Below are 14,365 nucleotides of genomic sequence, written 5' to 3'. Positions count from 1 at the left end.
GGACCGAACTATGGTTGTTCCTCTGGACCAGCCATGCTTGAACGTCGCGAATATCGTCGCGATCGTCCAGACCTGATGGATCCTCTCTCCGACATCCTCACGCTCCTTCGGCCAACTGGTTACGGTTTCCGGGGGCTGGACACCGCCGGCGACTGGGCGCTCGACTTCCGCGAGGCGCATGGCATCCGGTGCTTCGCCATCGAGGCGGGGTCCTGCTGGCTTCAGCCTTCGGACGACGACACGCCGACGCTTCTGAGCACCGGGGACGTGGCGCTCGTCATGGGCGGCCAGCCCGTCCGCCTCTACTCCCGCGCCGATGCCGAGCCACGCGACGCCTTTGCGCTGTTCTCGTCGGCGCCGGCGGGCGGGGTCGCATCGCTCAACGGAGGGGGCGAATGCCGCGGCGTCGGCGGCTTCTTCGAGCTCGGTGGGTCGAACGTGCGTGCGCTGCTCGCTGCCGTCCCACCAGTCGTCCACGTCCGCTCCGACAACGGCAGAGACGCGCTGCTGGCCGGCGTGCGGCGCCTGATGCGCGAACTGAGCGAGCCGCTGCCGGGCGGCGCCCTGCTCGCGAGCCATTTCGCACAGGCCTTGCTGGTCGAGGCGCTGCGCGCTCACCTGGCTGACGGCGAAGCGCACGGCGGCTGGCTCGCGGCCTTAGCCCACCCGACGATGCGCAGGGCGCTCGCCGCCATGCACGGTGACGTCGCCCGCCGCTGGACGTTGCACGATCTCGCGCAGGTGTCGGGCATGTCGCGATCGAGTTTTGCCGCGCAGTTCGAGAGCGTGACCGGCGAGACGCCGATCGCCTACCTGACCCGCTGGCGCATGGCACTCGCAGCGGATCGCCTGGCTAACACGGCGACGTCGTTGGCGCAGGTCGCGGCCTCGGTAGGTTACAACTCCGTGAGCGCCTTCGGTGCGGCGTTCAAGCGGATCACAGGCCGCTCGCCGCGTCGCCGAGGGGAGGCGTGCGTGTGACCCTGTCGAACGGCCGGGAACGTCGCGGACCGTCCTCGGTGACGTCGGCGCCATGCTTCAGAGCTTGATGCCCGCCGCCTCCAGGGCGCCGTCGATGCGGGCGTCGACCTCGCGCTTTGACGCCTCCCAGCTGGGCACCGTGGCGAGCAAGCGCTGCTGCCAGGCCACGAGGTTGGGGAACTCGTTCAGCGGGATCCTCGTCCGCGCGTTCTGCGAGAACGGGCCGGCGACGTCGAAGTCGGCCAGCGTAAGCCGGTCGCCCACGATGTGGCTGTGCTGCGCGAGGTGGACGTCCAGCGCGGCGGCGGCCACGCGTATCTTGTCGGCCGCCAGTTTGACGATGGCCTCGTTTGGGGCCCGCCCCATGAAACGCTTTGCAAGCACTTCGTCGAATGTGAGCGTCGCGAAGACGCGCCACTGTTCGCCCGACCAGAACATCCACTGGAGGATCTCGAACCGCTCGTGCGTCGTTCGTCCAGCCAAGTCGCTTCCCGCTTTCTCGGCGAGATAGAGGTTGATGGCCGCGGCCTCGTAGAGGACGAAGTCGCCGTCCACCATCACGGGCGAGAGGCCGTGCGGGTTCAACTTCAGGAACTCGGGCGTGTGGCTCTCGCCTTTGAAAAGATCGATGTCGACGATCTCGATGTCGATGCCCATGGCTGATGCCGCCGTCGTAACGCGGCGCCGGCTGCCGGAACCGGGGTCGCCGTAGATCCTGATTGCCATTGCAAGATACTTTTTCAGTCGAGTGATGAGGTGGCTGGTTAGCCCGGAACCAAGGGCAAGCGTCCGTTCTCGAAGACCTCATACGAGGCGTCGAGCTTGTCCTGACGCTTCATCGCCGCTCGCCTTGACGCCGCGGCGACCCCTCGAAACAGAAGGTAGGCCATCCGCCATATTCCATGTATCCATTCCGTACGAAGAACATCTATCCGTATTTCGAATGAGCGACCGCTGGCAGGAAATGGCCGTGTTCGTCCGTGTGGCCGAGACCGGCAGTCTTTCGCGCGCGGGACGCGAACTGATGCTCTCGCAACCTTCCGTGTCGCGCATCGTCGGTGCGCTGGAGGCGCGGCTGGGCTCGACGCTGCTGCTGCGCACCACTCGCAGCATTTCCCTGACGGAGGCCGGCAGCTTGTATCTGGACCGCGCGAGATCCCTCCTCGCGGAGCTTGAGGAGGCTGAGCAGGCGGCCCGGGGGGTGGACTCGTTACAGGGTTTGATCCGTCTTGCGATGCCAGTGCTCTACGGCTCCCGAGCCGTCGTCCCCGCACTCGCGACGTTCCTAGCCCGGCATCCGGACCTCCGGATCGAGATGACCATGAGCGATGCGCGCCAGAACCTCGTCACGGACGGGGTCGACGTCGCCATTCGCCTGGGCGTCGGCCCGCTGGTGGACTCCACCTTCGGGGCCCGCAAGCTCGCGGCGGTCGAGCGGTTGGTGGTCGCCGCCCCGGCCTATCTTTCTTCCCGTGGCACGCCCGCCAGCCCGGCCGAGCTTTCCCAACACGATTGCATCGTGCAGCACGGCCTTTTCGGTCGCGAGAGCTGGCGCTTCACACGCGACGGGACCGTTACCTCCGTCGATGCCCCCGCGCGCCTCTGGATCAATTCGGCGCCGGGGATCCTAGCCGCTGTGGTGGCGGGCATGGGCATCGCGCTGGCGACCCGCGTCATGGCCGGGGATGAACTGCGCGCCGGCCAGCTTATCCAGGTGCTTGAGCCCTATCGGCTCGATCCTGCCGAAGTCTACGCCGTATTCCCGGCGGGCCCGAGGCCGTCAGCGAAAGTCCGTGCGATCGTAGATCACCTCAGCGCGTCGCTTAATTCGGGCTGATTGAATAGTCCTCAGCTTCCACTGGGGGCGAACGTGACGCAGTGCGACTGGAGTAGCGGCAAAACGTAAGTCCGCTTTTGGGAACCTCGAAGCCGCGTCTGTACAGCTGGGTTGGGTCGCTATCAGACTGGCTGTTCGGGTCGAGATTGCGCCGTCCCGCTCTCCACCGCACGAGGCGACGGGGCATTACTGGTCTCATCCTATAACGACGTCGACTGCTGATATCCCCAGCAACGCAACAGTTGGGTAGAAAGTCAGCGCGAACCCGAGCGCACGACCGTGTGCACCACGCTGATAGCCGATCCAAAACATTGCCCGGCCGACGCAAAACAGCGCAGTGACCGTCATCAACACGCTCATCGGATGGACTGCGGCCGTCGCGAACGCGAGGTGTGTTGGGATTGCTAGAATGCTCTGCTCTAGAGTGTTTTGTAGAACTGCAACGGCATCTTGCACGGGTTTTGATCCGGGCCCTGCCTTGCTTCCTGCGATATCATCGAGTGAGAAAAACCTCAGTCGCGCGACGTTCGCGATTGCAGCAGCAAGCCAGACGATGACGAACAGGTCTGTTCGCAGTGCAGCTTGCAGACGTTCAGCAAGCGGTCTCACCGGCATTCCCACCGGCTCCCACGAAGTAGCCAGCGTCAATGCCAGGGCAGTGATTGCTAGGCCCGACGCCATTCCCACGGCTACCCGGCGCTGCTCCATACGGAATTCGTCAGTGTCTTGCATCATCTGCCAGCAGCGTTCGCGTATCCCATGCACACTCCATCAGCACGACGAGCGGCTTGCAACGAAGGTTCTCCGAAACGGCGTCCGCTCCCGGGAAAAGCGAAGCAGGGATTAAGTGGCAGAGTTGGGTCGAAAGCAGCCAATTAACCACGATTTTGCAGACCAAAATGGCATGCGCTGATGGCCTAAGCTTATGATCTATATGCGATAAATGGTCGGAGTGGCGGGATTCGAACCCACGACCCCTAGTCCCCCAGTTTGGTCACAGTCGTTGAAGCGCGACGATAATTTTGCAAACGGAACAACCCGGCCAGCATTGATCTCATTCGGCTTCTCGCCCGTTTTGCAAACGTAATTTCGACTCTCGCAGCGGCGCGAATGACTCGCTGCGCCTTGACGCTGTGGCGTTCGATTGGCGGAGGGGAAATCCGCTGGCGATTGGCGAACGTCTGGATCGGGCGGATTTCAGTCGGTCCGTTTTTACAAAGCTAGACAAATTAAGCAGCTGTCATAGAGGCGGCCAATTTATCCCGATTATACTCCAGAGAAACTCTGGCATAGAGCTAAGCCTGTTGGCGTCTCTATCGCCCACTCGCATCTTGCCTCTGAAATATCTTCAGAGAGCAATTGGGTCTCTACCGACCCACCTCACAAGCTCATCCGCAGCCATCGGACGGGCAAAGTGGTAACCCTGTGCTTCATCGCAGCCTGTCGTTCGCAAAAGCTTTAACGCTTGCTGAGTTTCCACGCCTTCTGCAACCACTCGGTAGCCAAGATGTTTAGCCATCGACACCATCATTGTCACGAGCGATAGCTGACGAGGGTCGACGTCAAGACCCATCATGAAGGCGCGGTCGATCTTCACAACATGAACGGGCAGCCTCTGTAGGTAGGCCAGACTGCTATATCCAGTCCCAAAGTCGTCGATCGCCAAACGGATGCCGGCCGCTCTAAGCTTACTCAGCTGGACGAGCGCCTGCGCGGCATCGGTCATCACCGCCGTCTCGGTTACTTCGAGTTCGAGCCATTCCGGTTCCACGCCATGTCGAACCAGAATTTGGCTGACACGCGAGGCGAAATCCGTTTCATGCAAATTGGTGGACGAGATGTTGACCGAGACGACAAAGTCTATGCCGTGGTTACGCCACCGAGCAATTTGTGAGATTGCCGTCTCCAGTACCCAAGCGGTTGCTGGCGTGGCCAAAGCTATGCGTTCGATGAGCGGGATAAATTCGCCCGGTGAGATCGATCCAAGGGTTGGATGCGTCCAACGCATCAGCGCTTCGGCACCTACACAACGTCCGGTCGCGAGGTCGATACGGGGCTGGTAGACCAATCGTAATTCGACTGGATTTTTCAGGGCGGCCTCGAAATCCCGAAGCAATATGAAGCTTCGCTGCGAGGCCGTATCGAGGGCCTGCGAGTAGATCTCAAACGACTTGTTCATGGAACGGGCGTCCAGCGCCGCCCCTTGAGCGATCCTTAGTATGTCGATGGGTGGCAGGCCGCCTAATGGGAATGGCGCAATGCCGACAACCGTCGAACCGAGGGCATGTGGCCCCCCGAGCTTGCGCAGGCGTTCAGCTTGGGCGGTCAAGAAATTACTGCAGGCGATTTCATCCATCCCATCGGGAGTTAATGCCGCGAGTTGGGTGGCGCCGACGTGGTAGGCCTTTTGCTGCGGACCAATCAAATGACGAAAGAGCCGTCCGGCTGTCTTGACCATGTCATCTACGACAGCCTGTCCCATCACACGGACGACGTGATTCATTTGATCCACGGCGATTAGGTCCACTAAAACCGCCGTCCGCCGTTGCCCGGGCGTTTGATCCCGCGCGAGGTCGCTGAGGTCCTCTATGAACTGCGTTCGGTTCGGCAGTTCGCTAATCGGGTCTATCCGTCCAAAAGCATGCTGCAACTCGATCTGCGCCATGACCGTAGCAGCGAGGTCACGAAGTGCCGTCAATTCTTCCCGATGTATCCTTCGCGGCGTCATTCCCAACACACACATGGCCCCGAGGCCGAAGCCGTCGCGTGTGACTAGGGGCGCGCCAGCGTAGAAGCGTATACCAGCCTTGGCCAAAAGACTGTCACTATAAAAAGGGTCTGCAAGGAAATCTTCGATTATGACCACGTCACAAGTCTCGGCGACTTGGCTGCACGGGGCCTTCTCGCGTGGGATAGACCAGTGCTCCACGCCGACCCTTGATTTGAACCATTGCCGATCGCTATCAGTCAGAGAAACCGCGGCTATTGGCAGATTGAAGATCTTGCTGGCCAAGCGAGTGATACGGTCAAAACTCTCGCTGGCGGGCGTGCCCAGAATTTCGAGTTGAGTGAGAGAATGCAGCCGCTCAGCTTCCGCGTTCATTTGACAAACCACATAAAACTAACGTGGATCGAATTTATAGCGTATCATCGTTTCGAAATTCTACATCTAAGAAGCGGGTGCGACAATTAATCAAACACAATACAGATCAGTATTCGAGATTGATTTATATTAGGTTCGCGCTTGCCCACTTTGGCGTTTGATTATGCGTGCATCGCGCCCGGTAAGATCGTCTGAATTCTCTGCGACAATCCCCCTATGCTGTCCGCTTCGAAGCATCGACAAAACGTTCATTAATTGCCACGTTGGGTCCCGACCGGAATGACTGCTTAGGTTGGTATCCTGACTGCCCAGTCTTGAACTGTCCCATAGGGGAAGGGGACATTCGCTCCGGTCATGCGATGGGTAGCCCTTGCCGATTAGGTGGCTTCCTACTGATTTGCATAATAATCAATGTAGGTGGCGCTTAATAATGCTAACATTGATCACGGCGCCACATTCGACGCCAAGCTGGATAGGATCACCCAATGCGGTTAGAGCGCAACGAACGTGGAGATTGGATGCTTGATCCCGAACAGCTTCACTCCCGCCTCATGATCAATCCAGGCATCATGCGGCAAAAGATGAGACTCGGCCTAGTAACAAGCCGAGTTGAGGAAGGATTTGACGCGGATAATGGCAAGACTCGTGTGACGATAAAGGTTGCCAACTCAGTTTGGGAGGGCATTTTCGACGAACATGGCTACTTAAAAAGCGAAAAAATGATATAGATAGGATTCTAGCTGATTTATAATACTCAAGGAAGGCTCGATCAGCGCCTTGGTTTCGGATTGATACCTTATAGACAGCTTATTCCGGCTTATGATGGGCAAACATTGTGCAGCTTAGATGACAATGAGAATATTTTCGAGGTATTATAGCCATATAGAGGATTTATGAGTCGACACATCTGCGCTGACAATCTACAAATATTCCTAAGAACTATGAGTAAAGAAGATGAGCAAAATCTAATATCAGCGATTGATGTGATGGAATGAGAGCTATCATTGTCGTTGCCACCTCCGCTGGTGGCCTTGATCCGCTCAGGCAGATCGTTTCAGCCCTACGAACTCCCTGCAACGCCTCCATGTTTATCGTCCAGCACATCGGCGCGAAGCCGAGCCATCTCCCCGACCTCCTCAACGCGTGTGGCGGTCTCCCAGCAGCTTTCGCTCGGCACGGTGAGGCCATTGCAGCTGGCCGGATTTACGTGGCTCCGCCTGACCATCACATGCGACTGCGCTTCGGCGCGATCTGCCTGGATCAGGGTCCAAAGGTTCACTTCACTCGCCCGGCTGCCGATCCGCTGTTTATCTCGGCGGCGGAAGCCTACGGCAAACGTGTCGTCGGTATTGTACTCAGCGGCAGCAATGCCGACGGAGCTGAGGGTATGCGTGCAATCACGGCATGCGGTGGCCTTGGTCTCGTGCAAGATCTAGCCGAGGCTGAATACCCCGAGATGCCGCTAGCAGCGATGAAGCTCGATCACCCAGAGGCATCTCTCACTGGTGCTCGACTGGCCGAGCGGGTCGTCGCACACTGTATTAACAACGATTGAGGGCTCTGCAATAGCAAGTGTCTGCTTTATCCCAATCTGAAGCTGACGAGCATCAGCTTATGAACATGATCATGGCAACATAAACGGCTGCATTGGGCTGTAATGCGTCAGAATTATCTTGAAAAGATCTACCGGAGATGGGATATTCATTCTCGGAATATTTGCACCTCATCGCCTGCAAGCGCCATCCGCTGATCGGCACACCACTGCTGCTCACCGACCGCCTTCACCTCGTCGAAGCGGCGCGCCAACTCGCTTTTGAAAGCGGCCTCTGATTGCTCCTTACCGAGTATCTCCGTCGCAACATCGCGGGCAGTTTGAGAGATCCTGAGTGCGGTCGTGCTGTCGATCTTAAAATGCTTCGTGCAGAAGGTGATGATCGCCGACTGCGCGCTGGAGGCTCGGAGAAGGGCCAAGGCCTGTTTTTCCTGACTCTGAGCTCTGCTTGAACCGACCATAGCGGAACTCACTACGGTGACAACGATAAGAGTTCGCAAGAGCACGTGCACATCCCGCTCGCCCGCAATCACACGCTGCGGGTATATTGGCGGGAAGCTTCGAGGCGCTCTTCTGTTCCCAGCTCACCACCCTCACTGTTGAAAAATGATTGCCCTGCGCGCAACGGACGAGCGTAAGATTTAAGGTTACAATAGGTATTAGATGGACGGTAGCACCAGAGGACGCATTGGCCGCCTCACGCCAAGAGGTGCTCTCACGCGGTTAGAGCGACTGCTTTCAGGGTATCCGTTCCGTCCCCGGGATGGCTGTTTGGGTCGAGTGCGGAATGGCGACTCGTGGTGGAACTGCGACCGTCCGCTTTCGGGCGATAATGTATCAGGGCGGATATCGACGTCACGCCCTCTCATGACCCAATGCGTGACCCGGAGATGCTCGGTTGAGGATCGGCTACTGGGCAGCCTCTGCCCCTTTACGCTCCGGCGACTTATCAATGACGATGAGCACCGACCCAGTTAGTACGCTCATGCCGGCCTCGTCGCGAACTTCGGCCCGAAACTGAGCGGCAGGTCGACCCTTGTGCTCGTCTCTGAGCATGCTGGCCAAAGTCTTGCGGACAACCTCCCGCACCGCGTCCTCATTGGGCAAGTCTTGGCCGACATCATCTATGACGATGATGCTGTCGTAGGTGTCGAAAAAGAAACGAGGCATCAAACCCTCCGGGTCGCAGGCGGGAGCACTCGCCTCACCCAGCCGCTAGCGCCTACAATCGACCAGCCAGCGATACTCAACTAAAACACATACAATCTACAAGCGGTATAATTTATGTTTTAATAGTACGCTCGATGCCCGAATTTTCTCAACTAAAATCCCGCCGTGCATCAATCGATTAGAGAAATTTTCGTCTTATATCTGTTGGTCTTTGGTCGTAAAAAAGTTTTGGGAACTACTAAGTATCGCTCTATGTTAACTGTGGGATTATGATTCGGTGAAACCTGAAAGATGCCCTGCTACTTCCCTTTATAAGGGCGGCCGAATTACGGGGGGGGGTGAATGTCCAATCCGCTGATCATGAAGCTCGAACACGGAGCGCAACTGACAGACGAAGACCGCGCTGTCCTCCAGCACCTTACCGGTACGACCCGGCGCGTTGCGCGGCATATGGACATCAGCCCCGAAGGCGAGCGCCCTGAGGATGTGCATCTCGTTATGCAGGGCTTCGCCTGCCGCTACAAGACGCTCAGAGATGGGCGACGCCAGATCATGGCTTTCCTGGCGCCTGGCGACTTCTGCGACCTGCACGTGGCCATCCTCGGCGAAATGGATCATAGCATCGGCACCGGCTGGGGCTGCACCATTGTGGACATTCCACGCTCCACCATCGAGGATCTGACGGCCCACCACCCTCGCATCACGCGGGCACTCTGGTGGGCGACGCTGGTCGATGAGGGCACGCTGCGGGCGTGGCTCGTCAACATGGGCCAGTGTGAAGCCGACCGTCAGATGGCGCATCTCATCTGCGAGTTGCACGTGCGACTGCGGGTGGTTGGCCTAGCGGGCAATGACAGCTTCGAGTTCCCGATTACTCAGGAGGATCTTGCCGACACACTGGGTATCACCAATGTGCATGTAAACCGGGTTCTTCAGGATCTGCGAGCCCAGGGGTTGGTTGAGTGGAAGAGCAAGCGCGTGCGCATTCCCGACGTGGAGCGATTGAGGGCCTTCGCCGAGTTCGACCCGAAGTACCTTCACCTGAACCGGCGCAGTGAGGATGAGCGTCCGTTTTGGGGTACGCCGTAGCTCGCCGACTGTGAAACGTCAGTTTCAGGATGGAGGGTCGTGGATTATTTGTCGTCGCGAGCCAAAGCTGTCGGACGGTTGACCCATGACCGCTTTTGGGAAGCGCCGACGACTGCTCGCACGACCAGGTTCGGTCGGCAACGGACGAGCGCGGACGTAGCGATATTCCCCGCTTCCGACCCATGGCAGGTGCAGATTCGGCCCATTGAAACGAATGGCGCGCTCTGGGCTTGAGAGTGCAGCGCCGAGGTACCTATGCTCTACGAACTCACTACCCTTTCGTGCCCGTTGCTAGCTGTCGGTCGAGCATCCGAGGGCGTTTATGACTGGGTGAACGACGCAGAGGCCAAGGGTAAACTGTTTGGCTGCTGGCGGACCGAGATAGGAACACTCGGTCGCCTGATCGTGCTGCGTGGGTTCGAGGCACCGGAGGATATGACTGCCGAGCGCCGCCGGGCGCTTCTGAGCGCTAACCCGTTCAATGCGGGGAGCGTGGTGACGGCGCTGGAAATGGACAGCTACGCGCCACTTGCCTTTCTGCCGCCGATCCGGACCGGGGACCGGGGTGGGGTGTACGAGTTCCGGACTTACCACCTGAAGCCGGGCGGGCTGCTGCCAACGCTCGCAGGCTGGGAAGCCGCTATCACACCGGCACATGAGTATACCGAGCATCTTGTCACGAACATGTACGCCCTCGATGGAGCACCGCGGATCACACACATCTGGGGCTTCACGAACTTGAAGGAGCGGGCCGATCTACGCTCTTGGGCCTATGGTGCTGGTGTATGGCCGCCTGAGGGAGGCCCCGAGCAGATTGCCGAAGGGACTTCGACTATTGCGCTTCCACAGGGGCCATCTCCTCTGGCGTAAACAGTCCTCAGAATGGCTCGCAGATGACTGCTTTCGGATTGCGTTGGCAGCCGTCAGGATAACTGACATTGTCGCCAGCGGAGCGACCGCTTGGGGTGGTTTTGCGACTGTCCGCTTCCGAACGCGGATGCATCGAAGCGGACATACTTTCGGAGAGCGCCCCCTACGCCTCTGAGATCAGCTTGATCGAGAAGGCGGCAAGTAGGCTGCCCATAGCCCAACGCTGGGCCAATAACCAAGATGGACGCTTTGCCAAACCCGTTGCGAGGGCGCCGGCCGTGCTCGCGATGACGACGCCGAAGCTGAGGTTCACGGCAATGTGGATCAGCCCGAGAACAAGGGTCTGGCCCAGCACGCTGCCGTGCCCCGGAACGACGAACTGCGGTAGCAGCGCGAGGTAGAGCAGCGCGGCCTTCGGGTTCAAGAGCGTCGTTACGAAGCCCATGGTGAAGACTTTGCCTTTGCCGCTGCTCGGAAGCCGGTTCACCTGGAAGGGTGAGCGTCCGCCGGGCCGTACCGCCTGCCAAGCCAGGAACATGAGGTAGCCCGCCCCAGCGACGCGAAGCGCATCGAAAGCGAGTGGCACGGCCATCAGGAGCGCTGTGATGCCGAAGGCAGCGCAGGCCATATAGACGATGAAGCCGAGCGCGCTGCCGCCTAGCGAGACGATACCGGCCGTCCGCCCTTGGGCGATGGAGCGAGAGATTAGGTAGATCATGTTCGGCCCTGGCGTGACCGCCAAGCCGAGGATGACGATGAGGTAGGCCGTGAGGGTGGATGTATCGGGCATGGGGCCTCGCAGGGCGCGGGTTCAGCGCTTCTTCTCACCGCCACTTCGATAGGTAAAATACGAAGATCGAATGTCTGTGATCCGCTGAGCCTATCGCCGATGGTCAACTTCCGCCTGCTTCGGCATCTCTGGCTGTTTCAGGCCGTCGCGGAGGAACGCCACTTCGGGCGTGCAGCCCAACGGCTCGGGATGTCACAGCCGCCCCTCACCGAGCAGATCAAGGCGCTGGAGCAGGCCCTCGGCACAACGCTGTTCGCCCGTGACCGTCGTGGTGTTCGGCTCACGGCGGCAGGTGCCGCAATCCTCCCGGCCGTGCGCAAGTTCGTCGATCAGGCGGGGCGGTTGGAACTCGCGGTACGGGAGGCCGTGGCCGGTCGGACCGGGACACTCACCATCGGCGCCATCAACGCGGCGCTGGTCGAGGACATACCGCCCCTGGTCGCCGCTCTGCGGACCGCGCATCCCGACCTGACGGTAGCCATTAGAGAGATCGACAGCGTCGAGGCGGTCCCGGCCCTAGAAGCTGGTGACATCGATCTGGCCTTCGCTCGGCTCGAAGGGGTGCTCGGTCAGACGATCCAGTCGCGGCCGGTGGCGCAGGACAGGCTTGCGGTGGTCCTTCCCGAGGGACACCGCCTCGCGACAATGCCCGAGGTTCCCCTCGCTATGCTGGCGCAGGAGGACTTTGCGATGTTCGCGCGCCGTTCGAGCCCGGTCTACTTCGACAGGGTGCTGGCCGCCTGCCAGGATGGCGGCTTCTCGCCCCGCATCCTGCATGAGGTCCGCTCCGTCACATCGCAGATCGCGTTTGTGGGCTGCGGTCAGGGGATCGCCCTCGTCCCGTCGAGGTCCGAGAGGCTTGCTCCATCGAGCGTCGTCTTCCGGCCACTGAAGGAGCGCGTTGAGATTGTTGTCACCGCGCTAGTCTGGTCCACAGCGCATCATAACCCGCTAGTCGATACGGTCCTCGAATTGATCGAACAGAACTGCGTGGGTGGGTCGTAAAAAGAACGTCTGCTTCAGGTCGATCGGCCAAGGTCGGCTTCCCACCCCGAGCCGAAGTTGCCGGACGGCCGGCGAATGGCCGCTTTCGGGAAGCGCTGATGGCGGTCCCTACGACTGTGTTGGGTCGCGAGCGGGAGGGCTGCTGAGGGTGGATTTCGGCCAGTCTGCTTCCGGGAAGTGAGGTGGCGAAACCTGACGTTGGCTCAGAGATCGAATGCTGGCGACTTCAGCCTGAGCGATACCGCCTATCGAAAGGGTCGAGATCGGGATAGAGGCTGCGCGACAGCAATGAGAGGGACCCGATGAGTATGGACGGCGCCGAGGTCCTGAAGCGGACGCTCATCGAAGACGAGGCCGCCATCCTCGACGCGTGGTACGCCTCCTTGCGTGAGGGAACCTCCCTGCAGAGCGGCCGCATTCGCGAGGCCGAGCTCCAGACCCAGGCCAAAGCCGTGTACGGCCAGCTTCGGGACGCGCTCGCCAACGGCGGGGTCGACGCTGATGGCGAGCAATACACTTTGCTTCGCGAGGCCCTCGCCGACATCTCCCGCTCACGTGCCATTCAGGGCTTCACGCCGACCGACACCGCCAACTTCGTGTTCTCGCTCAAGGCGCCGGTCTTCGCGGCCATCGGGAAGGCCCATGGGACGGACGCCGCCACACTGGCGGCGGGGACCTGGGCCGCGAGCAAGGTCCTCGATCGGCTCGGCCTGCACACCATGGAGGTGTTCCTGGCCAGCCGCGAGGAGGTGATCGGGCGCCAAGGACAGGAGATCGCCGAGCTCTCAACACCGGTGGTCCGGCTCTGGGATGGCATCCTTGCGCTGCCGCTCATCGGCACCCTCGACAGCGCCCGGACTGGCGTGGTGATGGAGAACCTGCTCCAGGCAATCGTCGATGAGGAGGCCGAGATCGCCATCATCGACATCACCGGCGTCCCGACCGTCGACACCCTTGTGGCGCAGCATCTGCTGAAGACCGTCGCGGCAGCCCGGCTGATGGGCGCCGACTGCTTCGTATCCGGCATCCGGCCGCAGATCGCCCAGACCATGGTCCATCTCGGCGTCGAACTGAACGTCGTTTCCAAGGCGACATTAGCCGATGCCTTTGCGCTCGCCCTTCGGCAAACGGGTCGAAAGGTGGTGCGCCAACAGGCTTCTGCCGAGGGGCGCCGCTGACACCATGGACCGCATCCCAATCCTCAAGCTTGGTGGCGTCCTCATCGTCACCATCCAGGTCGACATGCACGACCGCCTCGCCCTCGCGCTGGAGGAAGACCTTACGGCGATGATCGTGCGCACCGGCGCACGTGCCGTCCTGATCGAGATCTCGGCTCTGGAGATCGTCGATTCCTTCATCGGCCGCATGCTGGTGAGCATTGCCGCCGTGTCGCGCGTCCTCGACGCGGACACGGTTGTTGCTGGGATGCGGCCCGCCGTGGCCATCACCCTGGTCGAGCTCGGCCTGGAGCTGACCGGCATCAAGACGGCCCTCAACGTCGAGCGCGGCATGGCGCTGATCCAGTCGCGGCTCGCCGAGGAGGACGGTTTCGGGGGCGACCGTGAAGCCCACGAAGGTTGAAACACTCCCGATCCGGTCGGGCGACGACGTCGTGCGGGTGCGCCAACGGGTCCGCGCGCTCGCCATCGAGATTGGGCTCGGGCTCGTCGATCAGACCAAGTTCGTCACCGCCGCGAGCGAACTGGCTCGCAACGCCTTGGACTACGGCGGCGGCGGCGAGGTCCGGGCGGAGATCGTCCAGGCCGGGATGCGCAAGGGCCTGTGCCTGACCTTCGAGGACGAGGGCCCCGGCATCGCCGATATCGAGCAGGCGATGACCGACCACTATACCTCCGGCGGCGGTCTTGGCCTTGGCCTCGGCGGAGCAAAGCGGCTTTCGAACGAGTTCCACATCGAGTCGACGCCCGGAGCAGGCACGCGCGTGACGATCGCGCGGTGGAAGTGAGC

The 14,365-nt window shown here is 60.5% G+C and carries 16 protein-coding genes; 10 read left to right on the top strand and 6 right to left on the bottom strand.

Annotated elements, in window-relative coordinates; all coding sequences use genetic code 11:
* Window positions 1-33 precede the first annotated feature (33 nt).
* A complete protein-coding gene (locus MKK52_RS09755) occupies window positions 34-981 on the top strand; it encodes an AraC family transcriptional regulator (protein WP_243953591.1) in 948 nt (315 codons plus the stop codon).
* 57 nt (window positions 982-1,038) lie between these two features.
* Here the strand turns inward: MKK52_RS09755 and MKK52_RS09750 are convergent, their stop codons facing one another.
* Window positions 1,039-1,707 carry a glutathione S-transferase family protein gene (locus MKK52_RS09750; RefSeq protein ID WP_243953590.1) on the bottom strand — a complete coding sequence of 223 codons (669 nt, stop codon included), beginning with the start codon at window positions 1,705-1,707 and terminating at the stop codon, window positions 1,039-1,041.
* A 217-nt stretch (window positions 1,708-1,924) separates the two neighbouring features.
* Between MKK52_RS09750 and MKK52_RS09745 the strand changes: the two genes are divergently transcribed.
* The gene (locus MKK52_RS09745; RefSeq protein ID WP_243953589.1) at window positions 1,925-2,818 is read left to right on the top strand and encodes a LysR family transcriptional regulator; all 894 of its coding nucleotides are present in this window, start codon (window positions 1,925-1,927) and stop codon (window positions 2,816-2,818) included.
* 195 nt (window positions 2,819-3,013) lie between these two features.
* Here MKK52_RS09745 and MKK52_RS09740 read toward each other — a convergent pair whose 3' ends face one another.
* Together MKK52_RS09740 and MKK52_RS09735 are read right to left on the bottom strand one after the other, a co-directional pair.
* Complete coding sequence (locus tag MKK52_RS09740) at window positions 3,014-3,553, bottom strand: MAPEG family protein (protein WP_243953588.1); 540 nt, start codon at window positions 3,551-3,553, stop codon at window positions 3,014-3,016.
* A gap of 613 nt (window positions 3,554-4,166) precedes the next feature.
* A complete protein-coding gene (locus MKK52_RS09735; RefSeq protein ID WP_243953587.1) occupies window positions 4,167-5,921 on the bottom strand; it encodes a GGDEF and EAL domain-containing protein in 1,755 nt (584 codons plus the stop codon).
* A 485-nt stretch (window positions 5,922-6,406) separates the two neighbouring features.
* On the opposite strand from MKK52_RS09735, the gene MKK52_RS09730 reads away from it, so the two are divergent.
* Both MKK52_RS09730 and MKK52_RS09725 read left to right on the top strand, forming a co-directional pair.
* Window positions 6,407-6,649 (top strand): DUF6522 family protein, encoded by a 243-nt coding sequence (locus MKK52_RS09730; protein ID WP_279597735.1) that lies wholly within the window; start codon window positions 6,407-6,409, stop codon window positions 6,647-6,649.
* A 263-nt stretch (window positions 6,650-6,912) separates the two neighbouring features.
* Window positions 6,913-7,476, top strand: a complete 564-nt coding sequence (locus tag MKK52_RS09725; protein WP_243953585.1) for a chemotaxis protein CheB — start codon at window positions 6,913-6,915, stop codon at window positions 7,474-7,476.
* Window positions 7,477-7,622: 146 nt separating this feature from the next.
* On the opposite strand, the gene MKK52_RS09720 is transcribed toward MKK52_RS09725, so the two are convergent.
* Together MKK52_RS09720 and MKK52_RS09715 are read right to left on the bottom strand one after the other, a co-directional pair.
* On the bottom strand, window positions 7,623-7,892 hold the full coding sequence (locus MKK52_RS09720) for a hypothetical protein (RefSeq protein WP_243953584.1): 270 nt from the start codon (window positions 7,890-7,892) through the stop codon (window positions 7,623-7,625).
* A 490-nt stretch (window positions 7,893-8,382) separates the two neighbouring features.
* The gene (locus tag MKK52_RS09715; protein ID WP_243928156.1) at window positions 8,383-8,643 is read right to left on the bottom strand and encodes a DUF6894 family protein; all 261 of its coding nucleotides are present in this window, start codon (window positions 8,641-8,643) and stop codon (window positions 8,383-8,385) included.
* A 342-nt stretch (window positions 8,644-8,985) separates the two neighbouring features.
* On the opposite strand from MKK52_RS09715, the gene MKK52_RS09710 reads away from it, so the two are divergent.
* On the top strand, window positions 8,986-9,732 hold the full coding sequence (locus MKK52_RS09710) for a Crp/Fnr family transcriptional regulator (RefSeq protein WP_243928155.1): 747 nt from the start codon (window positions 8,986-8,988) through the stop codon (window positions 9,730-9,732).
* A 255-nt stretch (window positions 9,733-9,987) separates the two neighbouring features.
* The gene (locus MKK52_RS09705; protein WP_243928154.1) at window positions 9,988-10,602 is read left to right on the top strand and encodes an NIPSNAP family protein; all 615 of its coding nucleotides are present in this window, start codon (window positions 9,988-9,990) and stop codon (window positions 10,600-10,602) included.
* 163 nt (window positions 10,603-10,765) lie between these two features.
* Here the strand turns inward: MKK52_RS09705 and MKK52_RS09700 are convergent, their stop codons facing one another.
* Complete coding sequence (locus MKK52_RS09700) at window positions 10,766-11,392, bottom strand: LysE family translocator (protein WP_243928153.1); 627 nt, start codon at window positions 11,390-11,392, stop codon at window positions 10,766-10,768.
* 99 nt (window positions 11,393-11,491) lie between these two features.
* Between MKK52_RS09700 and MKK52_RS09695 the strand changes: the two genes are divergently transcribed.
* From MKK52_RS09695 to MKK52_RS09680, 4 genes are all read left to right on the top strand, one after another.
* Window positions 11,492-12,397: a LysR substrate-binding domain-containing protein gene (locus MKK52_RS09695; RefSeq protein ID WP_243928152.1), complete on the top strand. Its 906-nt coding sequence runs from the start codon at window positions 11,492-11,494 to the stop codon at window positions 12,395-12,397.
* A 308-nt stretch (window positions 12,398-12,705) separates the two neighbouring features.
* A complete protein-coding gene (locus tag MKK52_RS09690; protein ID WP_243953583.1) occupies window positions 12,706-13,575 on the top strand; it encodes an STAS domain-containing protein in 870 nt (289 codons plus the stop codon).
* Between the two features lie 4 nt (window positions 13,576-13,579).
* A complete protein-coding gene (locus MKK52_RS09685; protein ID WP_243953582.1) occupies window positions 13,580-13,978 on the top strand; it encodes an STAS domain-containing protein in 399 nt (132 codons plus the stop codon).
* Window positions 13,959-14,363, top strand: coding sequence for an anti-sigma regulatory factor (locus MKK52_RS09680; protein ID WP_243953581.1), 405 nt, complete (start codon window positions 13,959-13,961; stop codon window positions 14,361-14,363). The genes MKK52_RS09685 and MKK52_RS09680 overlap by 20 nt, the downstream gene beginning before the upstream one ends.
* The last annotated feature ends 2 nt before the right edge of the window (window positions 14,364-14,365 follow it).

The organism is Methylobacterium sp. J-067, from assembly GCF_022829465.1.
GTDB classification, from domain to species: domain Bacteria; phylum Pseudomonadota; class Alphaproteobacteria; order Rhizobiales; family Beijerinckiaceae; genus Methylobacterium; species Methylobacterium litchii.
The sequence above is the reverse complement of the archived record's forward strand: the minus strand, read 5'-3'. Positions and strand labels throughout refer to the sequence as shown.

Excerpts from the sequence above, each read along its gene's own strand:
- MKK52_RS09755 (WP_243953591.1), top strand. The coding sequence starts at position 34 with ATGCTTGAACGTCGCGAATATCGTCGCGATCGTCCAGACCTGATGGAT.
- MKK52_RS09750 (WP_243953590.1), bottom strand. The coding sequence starts at position 1,707 with ATGGCAATCAGGATCTACGGCGACCCCGGTTCCGGCAGCCGGCGCCGC.
- MKK52_RS09745 (WP_243953589.1), top strand. The coding sequence starts at position 1,925 with ATGAGCGACCGCTGGCAGGAAATGGCCGTGTTCGTCCGTGTGGCCGAG.
- MKK52_RS09740 (WP_243953588.1), bottom strand. The coding sequence starts at position 3,553 with ATGATGCAAGACACTGACGAATTCCGTATGGAGCAGCGCCGGGTAGCC.
- MKK52_RS09735 (WP_243953587.1), bottom strand. The coding sequence starts at position 5,921 with ATGAACGCGGAAGCTGAGCGGCTGCATTCTCTCACTCAACTCGAAATT.
- MKK52_RS09730 (WP_279597735.1), top strand. The coding sequence starts at position 6,407 with ATGCGGTTAGAGCGCAACGAACGTGGAGATTGGATGCTTGATCCCGAA.
- MKK52_RS09725 (WP_243953585.1), top strand. The coding sequence starts at position 6,913 with ATGAGAGCTATCATTGTCGTTGCCACCTCCGCTGGTGGCCTTGATCCG.
- MKK52_RS09715 (WP_243928156.1), bottom strand. The coding sequence starts at position 8,643 with ATGCCTCGTTTCTTTTTCGACACCTACGACAGCATCATCGTCATAGAT.
- MKK52_RS09710 (WP_243928155.1), top strand. The coding sequence starts at position 8,986 with ATGTCCAATCCGCTGATCATGAAGCTCGAACACGGAGCGCAACTGACA.
- MKK52_RS09705 (WP_243928154.1), top strand. The coding sequence starts at position 9,988 with ATGCTCTACGAACTCACTACCCTTTCGTGCCCGTTGCTAGCTGTCGGT.
- MKK52_RS09700 (WP_243928153.1), bottom strand. The coding sequence starts at position 11,392 with ATGCCCGATACATCCACCCTCACGGCCTACCTCATCGTCATCCTCGGC.
- MKK52_RS09695 (WP_243928152.1), top strand. The coding sequence starts at position 11,492 with ATGGTCAACTTCCGCCTGCTTCGGCATCTCTGGCTGTTTCAGGCCGTC.
- MKK52_RS09690 (WP_243953583.1), top strand. The coding sequence starts at position 12,706 with ATGGACGGCGCCGAGGTCCTGAAGCGGACGCTCATCGAAGACGAGGCC.
- MKK52_RS09685 (WP_243953582.1), top strand. The coding sequence starts at position 13,580 with ATGGACCGCATCCCAATCCTCAAGCTTGGTGGCGTCCTCATCGTCACC.